General features: G+C 70.1%; 12 protein-coding genes and 1 pseudogene. 8 read left to right on the top strand and 5 right to left on the bottom strand.

Features of this window, described 5'->3' with window-relative positions; all coding sequences use genetic code 11:
- Positions 1-108 precede the first annotated feature (108 nt).
- On the top strand, positions 109-897 hold the full coding sequence (locus tag ACWIHT_RS08830) for a protein phosphatase 2C domain-containing protein (RefSeq protein WP_456165829.1): 789 nt from the start codon (positions 109-111) through the stop codon (positions 895-897).
- A 30-nt stretch (positions 898-927) separates the two neighbouring features.
- Here ACWIHT_RS08830 and ACWIHT_RS08825 read toward each other — a convergent pair whose 3' ends face one another.
- Positions 928-1,437 carry a MarR family winged helix-turn-helix transcriptional regulator gene (locus tag ACWIHT_RS08825; protein WP_456165827.1) on the bottom strand — a complete coding sequence of 170 codons (510 nt, stop codon included), beginning with the start codon at positions 1,435-1,437 and terminating at the stop codon, positions 928-930.
- A gap of 129 nt (positions 1,438-1,566) precedes the next feature.
- Positions 1,567-3,987 (bottom strand): endopeptidase La, encoded by a 2,421-nt coding sequence (lon, locus tag ACWIHT_RS08820; RefSeq protein ID WP_456165825.1) that lies wholly within the window; start codon positions 3,985-3,987, stop codon positions 1,567-1,569.
- Positions 3,988-4,248: 261 nt separating this feature from the next.
- Here lon and ACWIHT_RS08815 point away from each other — a divergent pair.
- Positions 4,249-4,659, top strand: a pseudogene (locus ACWIHT_RS08815) (DUF4259 domain-containing protein); the annotation flags it as partial.
- Between the two features lie 241 nt (positions 4,660-4,900).
- Here the strand turns inward: ACWIHT_RS08815 and ACWIHT_RS08810 are convergent.
- Both ACWIHT_RS08810 and ACWIHT_RS08805 read right to left on the bottom strand, forming a co-directional pair.
- Positions 4,901-5,485, bottom strand: a complete 585-nt coding sequence (locus ACWIHT_RS08810) for a TIGR03086 family metal-binding protein (protein ID WP_456165823.1) — start codon at positions 5,483-5,485, stop codon at positions 4,901-4,903.
- 83 nt (positions 5,486-5,568) lie between these two features.
- Positions 5,569-6,435, bottom strand: a complete 867-nt coding sequence (locus ACWIHT_RS08805) for a rhomboid-like protein (RefSeq protein WP_456165821.1) — start codon at positions 6,433-6,435, stop codon at positions 5,569-5,571.
- Positions 6,436-6,566: 131 nt separating this feature from the next.
- Here ACWIHT_RS08805 and ACWIHT_RS08800 point away from each other — a divergent pair, with 131 nt between their 5' ends.
- The 5 genes from ACWIHT_RS08800 (at position 6,567) to ACWIHT_RS08780 (ending at position 13,548) form a co-directional block, all read left to right on the top strand.
- A complete protein-coding gene (locus ACWIHT_RS08800) occupies positions 6,567-7,244 on the top strand; it encodes a spermidine synthase (protein ID WP_456165819.1) in 678 nt (225 codons plus the stop codon).
- Between the two features lie 113 nt (positions 7,245-7,357).
- Positions 7,358-8,098 carry a response regulator transcription factor gene (locus tag ACWIHT_RS08795; protein WP_262055703.1) on the top strand — a complete coding sequence of 247 codons (741 nt, stop codon included), beginning with the start codon at positions 7,358-7,360 and terminating at the stop codon, positions 8,096-8,098.
- The gene (locus tag ACWIHT_RS08790; protein WP_456165816.1) at positions 8,095-9,201 is read left to right on the top strand and encodes a sensor histidine kinase; all 1,107 of its coding nucleotides are present in this window, start codon (positions 8,095-8,097) and stop codon (positions 9,199-9,201) included. The genes ACWIHT_RS08795 and ACWIHT_RS08790 overlap by 4 nt, the downstream gene beginning before the upstream one ends.
- Before the next feature lie 281 nt (positions 9,202-9,482).
- Complete coding sequence (locus ACWIHT_RS08785; protein ID WP_456165814.1) at positions 9,483-13,280, top strand: multifunctional oxoglutarate decarboxylase/oxoglutarate dehydrogenase thiamine pyrophosphate-binding subunit/dihydrolipoyllysine-residue succinyltransferase subunit; 3,798 nt, start codon at positions 9,483-9,485, stop codon at positions 13,278-13,280.
- An 85-nt stretch (positions 13,281-13,365) separates the two neighbouring features.
- The gene (locus ACWIHT_RS08780) at positions 13,366-13,548 is read left to right on the top strand and encodes a DUF6104 family protein (protein WP_019075209.1); all 183 of its coding nucleotides are present in this window, start codon (positions 13,366-13,368) and stop codon (positions 13,546-13,548) included.
- Between the two features lie 33 nt (positions 13,549-13,581).
- Here the strand turns inward: ACWIHT_RS08780 and ACWIHT_RS08775 are convergent, their stop codons facing one another.
- On the bottom strand, positions 13,582-14,439 hold the full coding sequence (locus tag ACWIHT_RS08775; protein ID WP_456165812.1) for a hypothetical protein: 858 nt from the start codon (positions 14,437-14,439) through the stop codon (positions 13,582-13,584).
- Between the two features lie 194 nt (positions 14,440-14,633).
- Here ACWIHT_RS08775 and ACWIHT_RS08770 point away from each other — a divergent pair, with 194 nt between their 5' ends.
- Positions 14,634-15,635 (top strand): DUF4097 family beta strand repeat-containing protein, encoded by a 1,002-nt coding sequence (locus tag ACWIHT_RS08770; RefSeq protein WP_456165810.1) that lies wholly within the window; start codon positions 14,634-14,636, stop codon positions 15,633-15,635.

The raw sequence follows: 15,635 nt of genomic DNA, 5'->3' as shown, positions 1-15,635 counted from the left end.
TGATCCATTCCAGCCCAAACCAGGCGTCTGACCTGCACGGCTGCGCCGATTCGGTAATCCGTGCCGACCTTTTGCGGGGCCTGTGAAGAGGTCGTGCAGACTGGCCGAATGCGTACGGAACTTGTGTCGGAACCCGGCGACCCGGACCGCCCCAACGAGGACTTCGCGAGCGTCGGCCTTCCGGCCTCGGGTCAGGGCGGTTCGCTGATCGTCCTGGACGGAGTGACCCCGCCGAGAGGGGAGACGGGCTGTCTGCATCCGGTCCCCTGGTACACCGCGCGGCTGGGCGGCGCACTGACCGAACTGACCGTTTCCTACCGGGATCTGACGCTGGCGGAGATTCTCTCCCGGGCGATCCTCCGAACATCCGAGGCACACTCCACCACCTGTGACCTTTCTCACCCACGCACCCCTCAGGCAACTGTGGTGCTGGCCCGCTGGTCCCCGCAGGAGATCGAATACCTGGTCCTTTCGGACTCCGCCCTGCTGGTGGACTCGCCGGCCGGTGAGGTGACCGCCGTACTCGACGACCGTCTGTCACGGCTGCCGCGCGCCGCACTCGCCACCGACGAACTGATCGACGCCACGCTCCGTAACAAGGAGGGCGGTTTCTTCACGGCCGCGGCCGATCCGTCGGTCGCGGAGCGGGCGGTGACGGGCGCGCTCCCCCGCACCGCGGTCCGCGCCCTCGCCGCCCTGACGGACGGGGCGACGAGGTGGGTGGAGAAGTTCGGCAAGGGCGACTGGGCGGAGTGCTTCACCCTCGTGGAGAAGGAGGGGGCGGCGGAGCTGGTGCGCCGGGTACGGGCGCTGGAGCGGGCCGACGCGGAGACGCGGACGTATCTGCGGCGCAGCAAGACGCACGACGACGCGACGGTCGGGTACGTGGAGCTGTGAGCCGTTGTCTCTGCTCTTGCCGCTCGGGGCTCACTTCTCCATGACGCCGTTCAACTGGTGCAGCAGCCGGGCGAGTTCGGCGACCTCGCGGCGGTCCCAGTGGGAGAGCTGGCTGACGTAGCGCTCGCGCCGGGCCTCGCGGACGTACGCGACGCGGCGCCGGCCCTCGTCGGTGACGTCGACCAGCCAGGCGCGGCCGTCCGCCGGGTCGGGCTCGCGGGAGATCAGGCCCAGCTCCTCCAAGGCGCGCAGCTGGCGGGACATGGTGGCCTTGCCGACGCCGATGTAGGCGGCGAGTTCGGTGGCCCGCTGCCGCCCGTACTCGTCCAGCCGGACCAGCAGGCCGTACGCGGCGGACTCCAGGTCGGGGTGGACCTCACGGGCCATCTCGCCCTGGTTGGCCCGGGCCCGGCGGAAGAGGAACGTCAACTCGCGCTCCAGGGACAGGTATTCGGGGTCGGGGATCCCGCCGTCGCCCACCCCGCCGTCGACCGTCCCGCTGTCGCTTCTGGCCTCGTCCTTGTGCACGTCAGCACTCATCGTCCGCTTTCCTGATCGTGAAAGTCGCCGCAGTTTCGCCAGTATTTCGCAGGGTGGGACCTACGTACGACGAAGGCCCGGGCCCCTCGTGAAAAGGGACCCGGGCCTTCACCTGACCGGTGGCGTCCGTCACGCCGCCACCGGAACCTCCGGGGTCGCGCCGTTCGTCGCGGGCGACAGGGCCAGCTCCAGGACCTGGCGGACGTCCGTCACCGCGTGGACGTCGAGCTTGTCCAGGACCTCGGCCGGGACGTCGTCCAGGTCGGGCTCGTTGCGCTTCGGGATGATCACCGTGGTGACCCCCGCCTGGTGCGCGGCGAGCAGCTTCTGCTTCACCCCGCCGATCGGCAGGACCCGGCCGGTCAGGGAGACTTCACCGGTCATCGCCACGTCCGTACGGACCAGCCGGCCGCTGAGCAGCGACGCGAGGGCCGTCGTCATCGTGACACCCGCGCTCGGGCCGTCCTTCGGCACCGAGCCCGCCGGGAAGTGGATGTGCACGCCCCGGTCCTTCAGGTCGGCGACGGGCAGCTCCAGTTCGGCGCCGTGCGAGCGCAGGAACGACAGGGCGATCTGCGCGCTCTCCTTCATCACGTCACCGAGCTGACCGGTCAGGGTCAGACCCGCCGCGCCCGTCTCCGGGTCGGCCAGCGACGCCTCGACGTAGAGAACGTCACCGCCCGCGCCGGTGACCGCGAGGCCGGTGGCGACACCGGGCACCGCCGTGCGGCGCTCGGCCGGGTCCTGGGCGGACTCGGGCACGTGGTGCGGCCGCCCGATGAGACCCCGCAGGTCGGCGTCGGTCACCGTGAACGGCAGCTCCCGGTCGCCCAGTTCGTTCTGCGCGGCGATCTTGCGCAGCAGCCGGGCGATCGACCGCTCCAGGGTGCGGACACCCGCCTCGCGGGTGTACTCACCGGCGAGCTTGCGCAGCGCGCTCTCGTCGATGACGACCTCGTCGTCCTTGAGTCCGGCCCGCTCCAGCTGGCGCGGGAGCAGGTGGTCACGGGCGATGACGACCTTCTCGTCCTCGGTGTAGCCGTCCAGCCGGACCAGTTCCATCCGGTCGAGCAGCGCCTCCGGGATGGCTTCGAGCACGTTGGCCGTCGCCAGGAACACCACGTCGCTCAGGTCGAGTTCGACCTCCAGGTAGTGGTCGCGGAAGGTGTGGTTCTGCGCGGGGTCGAGGACTTCGAGGAGTGCGGCGGCCGGGTCCCCCCGGTAGTCGGACCCCACCTTGTCGATCTCGTCGAGCAGGACCACCGGGTTCATGGACCCGGCCTCCTTGATGGCGCGGACGATACGGCCGGGCAGCGCGCCGACGTACGTACGCCGGTGACCGCGGATCTCGGCCTCGTCCCGCACACCGCCGAGCGCGACCCGCACGAACTTCCGTCCCATCGCGTGCGCGACGGACTCGCCGAGCGAGGTCTTGCCGACACCGGGCGGACCGACGAGGGCCAGCACGGCTCCGCCGCGCCGCCCACCGACGACACCCAGCCCGCGCTCGCTACGACGCTTGCGCACGGCGAGGTACTCGGTGATGCGCGCCTTCACGTCCTCAAGACCGGCGTGCTCGGCGTCCAGGATCGCCTTGGCGCCCCGGATGTCGTACTCGTCCTCGGTCCGCTCGTTCCACGGGAGTTCGAGAACGGTGTCCAGCCATGTCCGGATCCACGAGCCCTCGGGCGACTGGTCGGAGGAGCGCTCCAGCTTGTCGACTTCCTTGAGGGCGGCCTCGCGGACCTTCTCGGGGAGATCGGCGGCCTCGACCCGGGCGCGGTAGTCGTCGGACTCCTCGCCGTCCTTGGCCGAGTCGCCGTTCAGCTCGCGCAGCTCCTTGCGGACGGCTTCGAGCTGGCGGCGGAGCAGGAACTCGCGCTGCTGCTTGTCGACGCCTTCCTGCACGTCCTTGGCGATGGTCTCGGCGACGTCCTGCTCGGCGAGGTGGTCGCGCAGGTGCTGGGTGGCGAGCTTGAGGCGGGCCACCGGGTCGGCGGTCTCCAGCAGCTCGATCTTCTGGTCGGTGGTCAGGAAAGGTGAGTAACCGGAGTTGTCGGCAAGCGTGGACACGTCGTCAATGGCCTGCACGCGGTCGACGACCTGCCAGGCCCCGCGCTTGCGCAGCCACGCGGTGGCCAGCGCCTTGTACTCCTTCACGAGCTCGGTCACGGAGCCGGGCAAAGGCTCGGGCAGGCTCTCGTCGAGCGCGGTGCCCTCGACCCAGAGCGCGGCACCAGGACCGGTGGTCCCGGCGCCGATCTTCACGCGGCTGCGGCCGCGGATCAGCGCGCCCGGGTCGCCGTCGGCCAGTCGGCCGACCTGCTCGATGGTGCCGAGCACGCCGGTGCTGGCGTAAGTCCCTTCGATGCGTGGCACCAGCAGGACCTTGGGCTTTCCGGACTCGGACCGCGCGGCGGCCTGGGCGGCCTCCACGGCGGCGCGTACATCGGTGTCGTTCAGGTCCAGCGGAACCACCATTCCGGGCAGCACGACCTCGTCGTCGAGCGGCAGCACGGGCAGGGTGAGCGGTGTGGACGTCGAAGCCATGATCTCCCCTTAGGCAGTCAAGTTGAGCTATGCCGACTCAATGCTTGGGAGTCTTCGATTGTTCCCCACCTGTTGTTCGCCGTGAGCGATCAGCGGTGGCGGACCTGTCTCAGTGCAGGTCAACACGGAATCGGGGCGGAGGCTTCCCGGGAGTGCGGGGTGCTTCGGCAGCCGATGTCAGCCGATGTCAGTGGCGGCTGTCACGATGCGGGACACCATCGCAACCGGGATCGGGATCAGGATCGGGATCGGGAGATACACATGGGTACGTGGGATGTCGGCCCCTTCGACAACGACAAGGCGGCGGACTGGTGCGGCGACCTCGACGACGCCTCCCCGGACGCGCGTCAGGGCTTCGTGCGGGACACCCTCGCCCGAGCGGCCGACACCGCCGGCTACCTCGACGCGGGCATCGGCGACGAAGCCGTCGCGGCGGCGGCCCTGGTCGCCGCGCAGTGCCCGGGCGGCGAGCCGGCCCACCCCCACTTCGGACCGGACGAGCCCGTCCCCGACCTCACCGGTCTGCGCGCCCTCGCCCTCCGGGCCCTCGACCGCGTCCTGACCGAGCCGTCCGAACTCGTGGAACTCTGGGCCGATCCGGACGGCGTCCCCTGGCACACGACCATCAACGGGCTCCGCGAAACGCTCACCCCCCAGCCGCCGGGCGAACAGCTGCCCGAGAGCGTGGACCGGGACATCCTGGAGCACCGGACCATCGCCGCGATCGCCACCATCCGCGAAACCCTGGGGTGCACCGTCCACCAGGCGACCGACATCTTGGCGGCGCGGTACGAGGAGCTCCGCCGTGAGCGTCCGGACGACTTCGACCCGGGCCGGGACGAACACGGGGGGCGAGCCGCGAAAGCGTGACACCTGCGGCAAAAGCGTCACGCTTTCCGACGTACCGACCGGATCAGGTGACCGTACGGCCCAAGTAGGCCAGCAACCGCCCGTGCGGGGCCGCGCCGGGCGCGGGCTGGACCTCGGGGCCGAAGACGCCCGGTACGCGGTACGCGTCGAAGCCACCGAGGCCGTGCATCACCGCGAGCAGCTCCCCGCACAACTCCTCGTCCACCACGGCCTGTTGGCCCGTCGCGACCGCCAGGTCCACGCCGTGGACACAGACCTCCGTGAAGTGGATCAGCGCCGCCATCGGGCCGGGCAGCGCGCCGAGCGAGATGTGGACGGTGGTGTCGAGGGCGCCGGGGCGGTTCCAGGCCGCGCGGTCGGTCTCGGACGCCTCCGCGTACGCGCCCCGGGGATCCGCGCCCAGCCAGTCGGACTCGTGCTCGGCGCCCGGATCGGTGCCGTTCAGCTCGGCGGCGAAGATGCGCATCCCGCCCACGGTGTGGTTGAGGACGGCTCGCGCGTCCCACTCCGCGCACGGGGTGGGGTTCGCCCACTGGTCCTCGGCAACTCCCGCCACCACAAGGCCGGTTGCCGCGATCGCCCGCTCGATCCGGCGTACCGCGACCGATTCCGCACCCGTGTCCGCCACTTGGACCTCCCCCGTCCAGGACCGCGTTCGGCTGTCCACACCATCTCTACACCCCCGCGACGCCGTTGTCCCGAAGCGGGGAGTCAGAGCCGGGCAACCTCGACACGGGCGAGCCCGAACCGGGCCAACCGCTCGGCCCGCTGCCAGCGCCGTATCAGCGGCCAGGTCGCGACGCCTATCGTCAGCGAGATCAGATGGCCCCAGTTCGTCATGGGGTCGGTGAACGCCATCAGGTCCGAGATCAGCGTCCAGCCGAAGAGGGCGAGCAGCGGCAGCCCGAGCCACGGCCTGAGCAGACCGGCCAGCGCTCCCGTGCTCGCGGCGACGCCGAAGCTGATGCCGTAGTCGAAGCGGTGCAGCGAGGTGTCGGGCAGATGTCCCACCAACACGGCCAGCCCCACCGTGCCCTCGGTCGCGAGGGTGGCCAGGATGTGCCCGGTCAGGAACACCCCGGCGGCCCGCACCCCGCCGATCCGCCGCTCCAGCGCGGTCAGCACCAGCAGGAAGAGGAACGCGTACGGCGACAGCACCCCGCCGACGATCCACAGCGCACTGGCGACCAGCACGAGGAACGGGTCGCGGAGGAGGTGGGTGACATCGGTGCTGGAGGCCTGGTGCAACTGGCTCACCAGCGTGGGATCGGCGTACCGCGCGATGAGCGAGGTGACGACGAGCAGCGTCGCGTAACCGAAGGTGAACGGCGTCCCGGTGGGCGTGGGCAGCAGCCGCCAGGGGGCGAGGAGGCGCAGCGCGGCCGGCATGCGCGATGCACGGGGAATCGCAGGGGTGGAGGCCGAGACGGAGACCGCGGGGCGGCTCAACCCCCAGGCCGTTTCCACCACTTCACGCTGTCTCGGCATCGCGTCCAGCAGAGAGGAGTCCTCCCCGGCCGAAGGAGCGCCCTGGGGCGTGGCGGAGGCCTGGCTATCGGCCGTCGCGGTCCGTTCCACCGTGAGGGGCTCCTTCCGTTTCACCCCACCCTTCGCCGTCCCACCTGCCGCTGTCTATGACCGACGCCACGCGAGAGCCGATTCATAGCAACCCGAAAGCTTTCTCACGCGTCCGCGGGTACCGTGCGCGGATGAGCACCGCGTACGACACTCCCGTTGTCCTGGACCGTCGCGAGGGCCCCTACGGCGAGGTGGTGCTGCGCCGGCACGGGGAGTTGTTGCAGATCATCGCCAACGGGTGCTTCCTGATGGACACTTCCGACGGGCGCTCGGAGCGGCTGCTGGTCGACGCCGCGTACGCCGCGCTCGACGGGCGCCCCCAACCGGACGTGCTGATCGGCGGGTTGGGCGTGGGGTTCTCGCTCGCGCACGCCGCGGCCGACCCGCGCTGGGGCCGGATCGCGGTCGTGGAGCGCGAGCCCGCGATCGTCGAATGGCACCTCTCCGGGCCGCTGTCGGCGCTCTCCGCGTCCGCTCTCGCCGACCCGCGGACCGACATTCTGAAAACGGACCTGGTCGCATTCGTCAATGAGACTTGCGCCACTTTCGACGCGCTCTGCCTCGACATCGACAACGGGCCCGGCTGGACCGTCACCGACAGCAACGACAACCTCTACTCACCGGCCGGACTGGCAAGCTGTGCAAGGGTGTTGAGGCCTGGCGGGGTACTCGCGGTGTGGTCGGCACAGCCCTCTCCGGAATTTGAGCGAACCTTATGGAATGCCGGGTTCCAGCAGGTGCGTACCGAAGAGATCCCCGTTGCCCGAGGAGTTCCCGACGTCGTGCACCTCGCCGTCCGACCTGGATAGCAAAGGCGCCGTGACTGCCCGTACCCTGCTTGCCTGACGCGGATCATTCAAGCGTCGAGCGCAGTCATGGGATCACCCCACTGGTTCCGGAAAGCACACTTCAGGGGCGGGCGATGGAGCAGACACACACCTCCCACAACGGCACGGCCACGGCCACGCCGGGCGCGCAGCGCCGGGTGCTCGTGGTCGAGGACGACGCGACGATCGTCGACGCCATCGCGGCCCGTTTGCGCGCCGAGGGATTCCTCGTGCAAACCGCGGGCGACGGGCCCTCGGCCGTCGACACCGCCGAGGCCTGGCAGCCCGATCTGCTGATCCTCGACATCATGCTGCCCGGTTTCGACGGCCTGGAGGTCTGCCGCCGGGTGCAGGCCGCCCGCCCGGTGCCGGTGCTGATGCTCACCGCGCGCGACGACGAGACCGACATGCTGGTCGGGCTCGGGGTCGGCGCCGACGACTACATGACCAAGCCGTTCTCCATGCGGGAGTTGGCCGCGCGCGTGCACGTCCTGTTGCGCCGCGTCGAGCGTGCCGTGGTGGCCGCCTCCACCCCGCGCTCGGGCATCCTGCGCCTCGGCGAGCTGGAGATCGACCACGCGCAGCGCCGGGTACGGGTGCGCAGCGACGACGTGCATCTCACGCCCACCGAGTTCGACCTGCTGGTGTGCCTGGCGAACACCCCTCGTGCCGTGCTCTCCCGCGAGCAGCTGCTCGCGGAGGTGTGGGACTGGGCGGACGCCTCCGGCACCCGCACCGTCGACAGCCACATCAAGGCGCTGCGCCGGAAGATCGGCGCCGAGCGGATCCGCACGGTGCACGGTGTCGGCTACGCGCTGGAGACTCCGACGCCATGAGCGGCGGGCCGACGTCACGGAGGAGCCCCGGGGAGCCCTGGGGCGGCGTACGCCCGTTCTCGATCAAGACCAAACTGGGCGCACTGGTCGTCATCTCGGTGCTCATCACCACCGGACTGATGATGATCGCCATGCGCACGGCGACGGAGCTGCGCTTCATCACGGTCTTCTCGATGATCGCCACACTGCTGATAACGCAGTTCGTGGCCCATTCGCTCACCGCGCCGCTGGACGAGATGAACACGGTCGCCCGGTCCATCTCGCGCGGCGACTACACGCGCCGCGTACGCGAGAACCGCCGCGACGAACTGGGCGACCTGGCCGGGACGATCAACGTCATGGCCGACGAGCTGGAGGCCCAGGAGCGCCAGCGCAAGGAACTCGTCGCGAACGTCTCGCACGAGCTGCGCACCCCCATCGCGGGCCTGCGCGCCGTACTGGAGAACGTCGTCGACGGCGTCTCGGCCGCCGACCCGGAGACCATGCGGACGGCGCTGAAGCAGACCGAGCGGCTGGGGCGGCTCGTCGAGACGCTGCTCGACCTCTCCCGGCTGGACAACGGCGTCGTACCGCTGAAGACGCGCCGCTTCGAGGTGTGGCCGTATCTCTCGGGCGTGCTCAAGGAGGCCAACATGGTCGCCTCCGCGCGCGCGGGCATCGCGTCGGGCTCGGGGAGTCACACGCGGACGGACGTCCATCTGCACCTGGACGTGTCCCCGCCGGAGCTGACGGCGCTCGCGGACCCGGAGCGCATCCACCAGGTCGTCGCCAACCTCATCGACAACGCGGTGAAGCACAGCCCGGCGCACGGGCGCGTGACGGTGAAGGCGCGGCGCGGGTCGCTGCCGGAGTCGCTGGAGCTGGAGGTCCTGGACGAGGGGCCCGGCATCCCGAAGGCGGAGTGGGCGCACATCTTCGAGCGGTTCAACCGGGGAGCGGTGAGCGCGCCCCACGGACCCGGCAGCGACGGCGGTACGGGCCTCGGCCTGGCGATCGCCCGCTGGGCGGTGGATCTGCACGGCGGCCGGATCGGCGTGGCCGAATCCGACCGTGGTTGCAGGATTATCGTCACCCTTCCGGGACTGTCATCCGTGCCAAGTTGACGTAAAGTTCGACCCGGAGCCCCAAGATCCACGGCGGTCCGCGCTGACGGACACGTGTGATCAGGCAGAGGCCCGCGCCGTTCGTGCGCCCGGCCCGCACCAAGTCACCCCTTCTGTAGCGGAACCACGCTTGTTTCCCGCCATTTCGGCCCCCGAAACACACTTTCCGGTGTGACTTACACGACGATGGACCGGCCCGACCTGACCTTCGTGGTCATGGGGGCGTAGCCTTAATTCCCGCTGTCCATCACCTTGTGAAGCGGAAGAGGGCGGTTGCCGCCGTGTCGTCACAGTCCCCCAGTAACTCGACCATCTCGACCGAGTCCGACCAAGCCGCGGGTAAGAATCCCGCGGCGGCGTTCGGGCCCAACGAGTGGCTCGTCGACGAGATCTATCAGCAGTACCTCCAGGATCCGAACTCGGTAGACCGAGCCTGGTGGGACTTCTTCGCCGACTACAAGCCGGGCGCGGCTGCCGCCCCGACCTCGACTTCGGCGGGTACTGCGGCCGCGGGGGCCGCAGGGACCTCCACCCCGGCCGCGCCGGTGGCTCCAGTAGCTCCCGCCCCCGCGGTCCCCGCGCCCGCAGCCGCCGCTCCGGCCCCGGCTCCGGCTCCCGTCGCCGCTCCGGCCCCCGTGAAGGCCGTAGCACCGGCTCCGGCCGCCGCGCCCGCGCCGAAGAAGGCCGAGCCCGCGACCGAGGCCCCCGGTGGCCCCGAGTACGTGACGCTGCGCGGTCCCGCCGCCGCGGTCGCGAAGAACATGAACGCCTCGATCGAGGTGCCCACCGCCACGTCGGTGCGTGCGGTCCCGGTCAAGCTGCTCTTCGACAACCGCATCGTCATCAACAACCACCTGAAGCGCGCCCGGGGCGGGAAGATCTCCTTCACCCACCTCATCGGCTACGCGATGGTGCAGGCCATCAAGGCCATGCCGTCGATGAACCACTCCTTCGCGGAGAAGGACGGCAAGCCGACCCTGGTCAAGCCGGAGCACATCAACTTCGGTCTCGCCATCGACCTGGTGAAGCCCAACGGCGACCGCCAGCTCGTCGTCGCCGGCATCAAGAAGGCCGAGACGCTGAACTTCTTCGAGTTCTGGCAGGCCTACGAGGACATCGTCCGCCGCGCCCGCGACGGCAAGCTGACGATGGATGACTTCACGGGCGTCACCGTGTCGTTGACCAACCCCGGCGGCCTCGGCACGGTCCACTCGGTGCCGCGTCTGATGCCCGGTCAGTCGGTCATCATGGGCGTCGGCTCCATGGACTACCCGGCGGAGTTCCAGGGCACCAGCCAGGACACCCTGAACAAGCTCGGCATCTCGAAGGTCATGACGCTCACGTCGACCTACGACCACCGGGTCATCCAGGGCGCCGCCTCGGGCGAGTTCCTGCGGATCGTCGCCAACCTCCTGCTCGGCGAGAGCGGCTTCTACGACGAGATCTTCGAGTCGCTGCGGATCCCGTACGAGCCGGTCCGCTGGCTCAAGGACATCGACGCGTCGCACGACAACGACGTGACGAAGGCCGCCCGCGTCTTCGAGCTGATCCACTCCTACCGGGTCCGCGGCCACGTCATGGCCGACACCGACCCGCTGGAGTACCGCCAGCGCAAGCACCCCGACCTGGACATCACCGAGCACGGCCTCACCCTGTGGGACCTGGAGCGGGAGTTCGCGGTCGGCGGCTTCGCCGGCAAGTCCCTGATGAAGCTGCGCGACATCCTCGGCGTGCTGCGCGACTCCTACTGCCGCACCACCGGCATCGAGTTCATGCACATCCAGGACCCGAAGCAGCGCAAGTGGATCCAGGACCGCATCGAGCGCTCGCACTCCAAGCCGGAGCGCGAGGAGCAGCTGCGCATCCTGCGCCGCCTGAACGCGGCGGAGGCCTTCGAGACCTTCCTCCAGACGAAGTACGTCGGCCAGAAGCGCTTCTCCCTTGAGGGCGGCGAGTCCGTCATCCCGCTGCTGGACGCGGTCATCGACAGCGCGGCCGAGTCGCGCCTCGACGAGGTCGTCATCGGCATGGCCCACCGAGGCCGCCTGAACGTGCTCGCGAACATCGTCGGCAAGTCGTACGCCCAGATCTTCCGCGAGTTCGAGGGCAACCTCGACCCGAAGTCGATGCACGGCTCCGGCGACGTGAAGTACCACCTGGGCGCCAAGGGCACCTTCACCGGCCTGGACGGCGAGCAGATCAAGGTCACCCTCGCGGCGAACCCGTCCCACCTGGAGACGGTCGACCCGATCATCGAGGGCATCGTCCGCGCCCGCCAGGACATCATCAACAAGGGCGGCACGGACTTCACGGTCCTCCCGCTCGCCCTGCACGGTGACGCGGCCTTCGCGGGCCAGGGCGTGGTGGCCGAGACGCTCAACATGTCGCAGCTGCGCGGCTACCGCACCGGCGGCACGATCCACATCGTCATCAACAACCAGGTCGGCTTCACGGCGGCGCCCGAGTCCTCGCGCTCCTCCATGTACGCCACCGACGTGGCCCGCATGATCGAGGCCCCGATCTTCCACGTGAACGGCGACGACCCGGAGGCAGTGGTCCGCGTCGCGCGCCTGGCCTTCGAGTTCCGTCAGGCGTTCAACAAGGACGTGGTGATCGACCTCATCTGCTACCGCCGCCGCGGTCACAACGAGTCGGACAACCCGGCCTTCACCCAGCCCCTGATGTACGACCTGATCGACAAGAAGCGCTCGGTGCGCAAGCTGTACACCGAGTCCCTCATCGGTCGCGGCGACATCACCCTGGAAGAGGCCGAGCAGGCACTCCAGGACTACCAGGGCCAGCTGGAGAAGGTCTTCACCGAGGTCCGCGAGGCGACCGCCCAGCCCGGCGCCGCCCCGATGACGGACCCGCAGGCCGAGTTCCCGGTCGCGGTCTCCACGGCGATCTCCTCGGAGGTCGTCAAGCGGATCGCCGAGTCCCAGGTCAACATCCCGGACAACTTCCACGTCCACCCGCGCCTGCTGCCCCAGCTCCAGCGCCGGGCGACGATGGTCGAGGACGGGACGATCGACTGGGGCATGGGCGAGACGCTCGCGATCGGCTCCCTCCTCCTGGAGGGCACCCCGGTCCGCCTGTCCGGCCAGGACTCGCGCCGCGGCACCTTCGGCCAGCGCCACGCGGTCCTCATCGACCGCCAGACGGGCGAGGACTACACCCCGCTCCAGTACCTCGCCGAGGACCAGGCCCGCTACAACGTCTACGACTCCCTCCTCTCCGAGTACGCGGTCATGGGCTTCGAGTACGGCTACTCGCTGGCCCGCCCCGACGCGCTCGTGATGTGGGAGGCGCAGTTCGGCGACTTCGTCAACGGCGCGCAGTCGGTCGTCGACGAGTACATCTCGGCGGCGGAACAGAAGTGGGGCCAGACGTCCGGCGTCACCCTGCTCCTCCCCCACGGCTACGAGGGCCAGGGCCCGGACCACTCGTCCGCGCGCGTGGAACGCTTCCTCCAGCTCTGCGCCCAGAACAACATGACGGTCGCGATGCCGACCCTCCCGTCGAACTACTTCCACCTCCTGCGGTGGCAGGTGCACAACCCGCACCACAAGCCGCTGGTGGTCTTCACCCCGAAGTCGATGCTGCGCCTCAAGGCCGCCGCGTCGAAGACGGAGGAGTTCACGACGGGTCAGTTCCGCCCGGTCATCGGCGACGCCACGGTCACCGACCCGGCGGCCGTCCGCAAGGTCGTCTTCGTCACGGGCAAGCTGTACTACGACCTGGAGGCCGAGCGCGCCAAGCGCGGCACCACGGACGTGGCGATCATCCGCGTCGAGCGCCTGTACCCGCTGCCGGGTGCCGAGCTCCAGGCGGAGGTCAACAAGTACCCGAACGTCGAGAAGTACCTGTGGGCCCAGGAGGAGCCGGCCAACCAGGGCGCCTGGCCGTTCATCGCCCTCAACCTGATCGACCACCTGGACCTCGCGGTCGGCGCGGACGTGCCCCACGGCGAGCGCCTGCGGCGGATCTCGCGCCCGCACTCGTCGTCCCCGGCGGTGGGCTCGGCGAAGCGGCACCAGGCCGAGCAGGAGCAGCTAGTCACGGAGGTGTTCGAGGCGTAACCGCCCCGAACCACCGCACGCGGCCGGGCCGCACCCCTACTCCAGGGGTGCGGCCCGGCCGTTCGCGCGCACTTATCCTTGACCCATGTACTTCACGGACCGTGGCATCGAAGAACTGGAGAAGCGGCGCGGCGAGGAAGAAGTCACCTTCGAGTGGCTCGCCGAGCAGCTGCGGACGTTCGTCGACCTCAACCCCGACTTCGAGGTCCCGGTGGAGCGCCTGGCGACCTGGCTGGCCCGGCTGGACGACGAGGACGACGACGAGTAGCAGTTCCTACGACGGCCCGTCGCGCCCCCTGTGTCAGTCGCGCGGGCAGGCCAGGCCGTAGGCGATGCCGACCGTCCCGTAGGCCAGGAGCAGTGCCCCCGCGGCGGTCCAGCCCGCGCTGCGGTGCCGTAGGCCCCAGGCCGTGAGCGGGACGCCCACCGTCAGCTGGGCCACGGACAGGGCGCTGGTCGCGTATGTGCCGGACCAGGGGAGCCAGGGGCCCAGGCGGCTGTTGTCGACCGCTTCGAGTTCCGTCGCCAGTTCTCTGCGGACCGCCTCCCGCCAGCCCGAGCGCTCGATCTGCCGGGCGTCCGGGCGGATGCGGGCGATCTCGCGGAGGCGGTCCGCCGGTTCGCCGGGGGCGAGGCCCGTCGGAAGGGCCACTCCCGCGCGCGTGAGGACCGCCAGGAGGCCACGCAGACGGGCGCGGGCGTCGGCTTCGGGGTCCGGTTTCGTCAGGTGGTCGAGGGACTCCAGGTCCAGTACGGGGTCCAGGTCCAGGCGGGCGGCGAAGGTGCGCATCGCCTCGTCCTCGCCTGCGGGAGTGCCGTCGGCGAGCCAGATGTAGCCGACGGGTCGGCGGAAGCCCGAGGCCAGGGTGTAACCGGCGCGGTCGGCGTCCCACCACAGGGCGAGTACGGGCCAGGGGGCGCCGACGGCGAGCGCGGCGGCCCAGCCGGTGAGGACGCGGTCGACGGGTTCGTCGCCGTGCAGCCAGGGCTTGCCCTCGGGGACGAGCACACTCCAGTCGTCGCCCGCGCGGGTCAGCAGCATGCGTTCGTGGAGCGGGTGGGCCGCCTGGGCGACGGAATCCGCCTCCGCCCGGCAGAGCAGCAGCGCGCCAGAACCGGCACCGGCCCTGCGTCCGACCTGGGACTTCTCCGTGGACATGGTCACACGCTAGGGCAATACGCCCCTTTCCGCCGTTCGTTGGACGGTCGGGGTCGATCGGCGATCACCGAAACGAGTGTCTTGACTTTCCGCATCCGCGATATATCGTGTTTCTCGGAAGACGCGATATGGCGCGTCGTTTCCGATCCCGTCTGCATCCCGTCCCGTCCGGGTCGACCGAGGAGGTCTGCATCATGTCCGAGTGGTCCGTCGCAGAGCCCAGGAAGCTCACGTTCGACGAGCCCGTGAGCGATCTCCATGTACGCATCGTCAACGGAACGGTGAACGTCGTGGGGACGGACGAGGGTTCCGCCCGCCTCGAAATCTCCGAGATCGACGGGCCGCCCCTGGTGGTGACCCAGCAGCACGGCACCCTGACGGTGGCGTACGAGGACCTGCCCTGGAAGGGCTTCCTCAAGTGGCTCGACCGCAAGGGCTGGCGGCGCAGCGCGGTGGTCTCGCTCGCCGTTCCCGCGAGCACCCGGGTCGAGGTCGGGGTGGTCGGCGCCGCGGCCGTCGTCTCCGGGATCAGCGGGCCCTCCGTGGTGCGGGGCGTCACGGGCGACACGACCCTCGTCAGCCTCTCCGGCCCGGTCCGCGCCGAGACGGTCTCGGGGAACCTGGAGGCCCAGGCCGTCACCGGCGACCTCCGCTTCAACTCCGTCTCCGGCGACCTCACCGTCGTCGAGGGTTCGGGGACCTCGGTGCGCGCCGAGTCGGTGAGCGGCTCCATGATCGTGGACCTCGACCCGGACGGCCCGACCGACGTCCGGCTGACCAATGTCTCGGGCGAGATCGCCATCCGCCTGCCGCATCCGGCGGACGCGGACGTCGAGGCGAACACGGCGAGCGGTTCCATCTCCAACGCCTTCGACGGACTGCGGGTGCACGGCCAGTGGGGCGCCCACAAGATCACCGGCCGCCTCGGCGCGGGCACCGGAAAGCTGCGCGCCACGACCGTCTCCGGCTCCATCGCCCTGCTGCGCCGACCGGCGGCGGAGGACGACGAGGACACTGTCCAGGACAGCGGTCAGGAGGACAGCGGTCAGGCAGGCGGACAGGGCGTTGAGGACGACGTGACCGGTGCCCCTGTGGACGGGGTTCGGGGCGACTCGGGGGAGAATTCCGTTTCCGGCCCGGACGACGCCTCAGGCGGCGCCGCGGCCGACGGTACGACCGACAAGAAGGTGCTCTGA

The organism is Streptomyces sp. NPDC002276 (assembly GCF_053891435.1).
Note: the sequence above shows the minus strand (reverse complement) of the source record. Positions and strands in the feature narration are given on the sequence as shown.

Bases quoted from the DNA above. Each gene is read 5' to 3' on its own strand.
- ACWIHT_RS08830 (WP_456165829.1), top strand. From the start codon at position 109: ATGCGTACGGAACTTGTGTCGGAACCCGGCGACCCGGACCGCCCCAAC.
- ACWIHT_RS08825 (WP_456165827.1), bottom strand. From the start codon at position 1,437: ATGAGTGCTGACGTGCACAAGGACGAGGCCAGAAGCGACAGCGGGACG.
- lon (WP_456165825.1), bottom strand. From the start codon at position 3,987: ATGGCTTCGACGTCCACACCGCTCACCCTGCCCGTGCTGCCGCTCGAC.
- ACWIHT_RS08800 (WP_456165819.1), top strand. From the start codon at position 6,567: ATGAGCACCGCGTACGACACTCCCGTTGTCCTGGACCGTCGCGAGGGC.
- ACWIHT_RS08795 (WP_262055703.1), top strand. From the start codon at position 7,358: ATGGAGCAGACACACACCTCCCACAACGGCACGGCCACGGCCACGCCG.
- ACWIHT_RS08790 (WP_456165816.1), top strand. From the start codon at position 8,095: ATGAGCGGCGGGCCGACGTCACGGAGGAGCCCCGGGGAGCCCTGGGGC.
- ACWIHT_RS08780 (WP_019075209.1), top strand. From the start codon at position 13,366: ATGTACTTCACGGACCGTGGCATCGAAGAACTGGAGAAGCGGCGCGGC.
- ACWIHT_RS08775 (WP_456165812.1), bottom strand. From the start codon at position 14,439: ATGTCCACGGAGAAGTCCCAGGTCGGACGCAGGGCCGGTGCCGGTTCT.
- ACWIHT_RS08770 (WP_456165810.1), top strand. From the start codon at position 14,634: ATGTCCGAGTGGTCCGTCGCAGAGCCCAGGAAGCTCACGTTCGACGAG.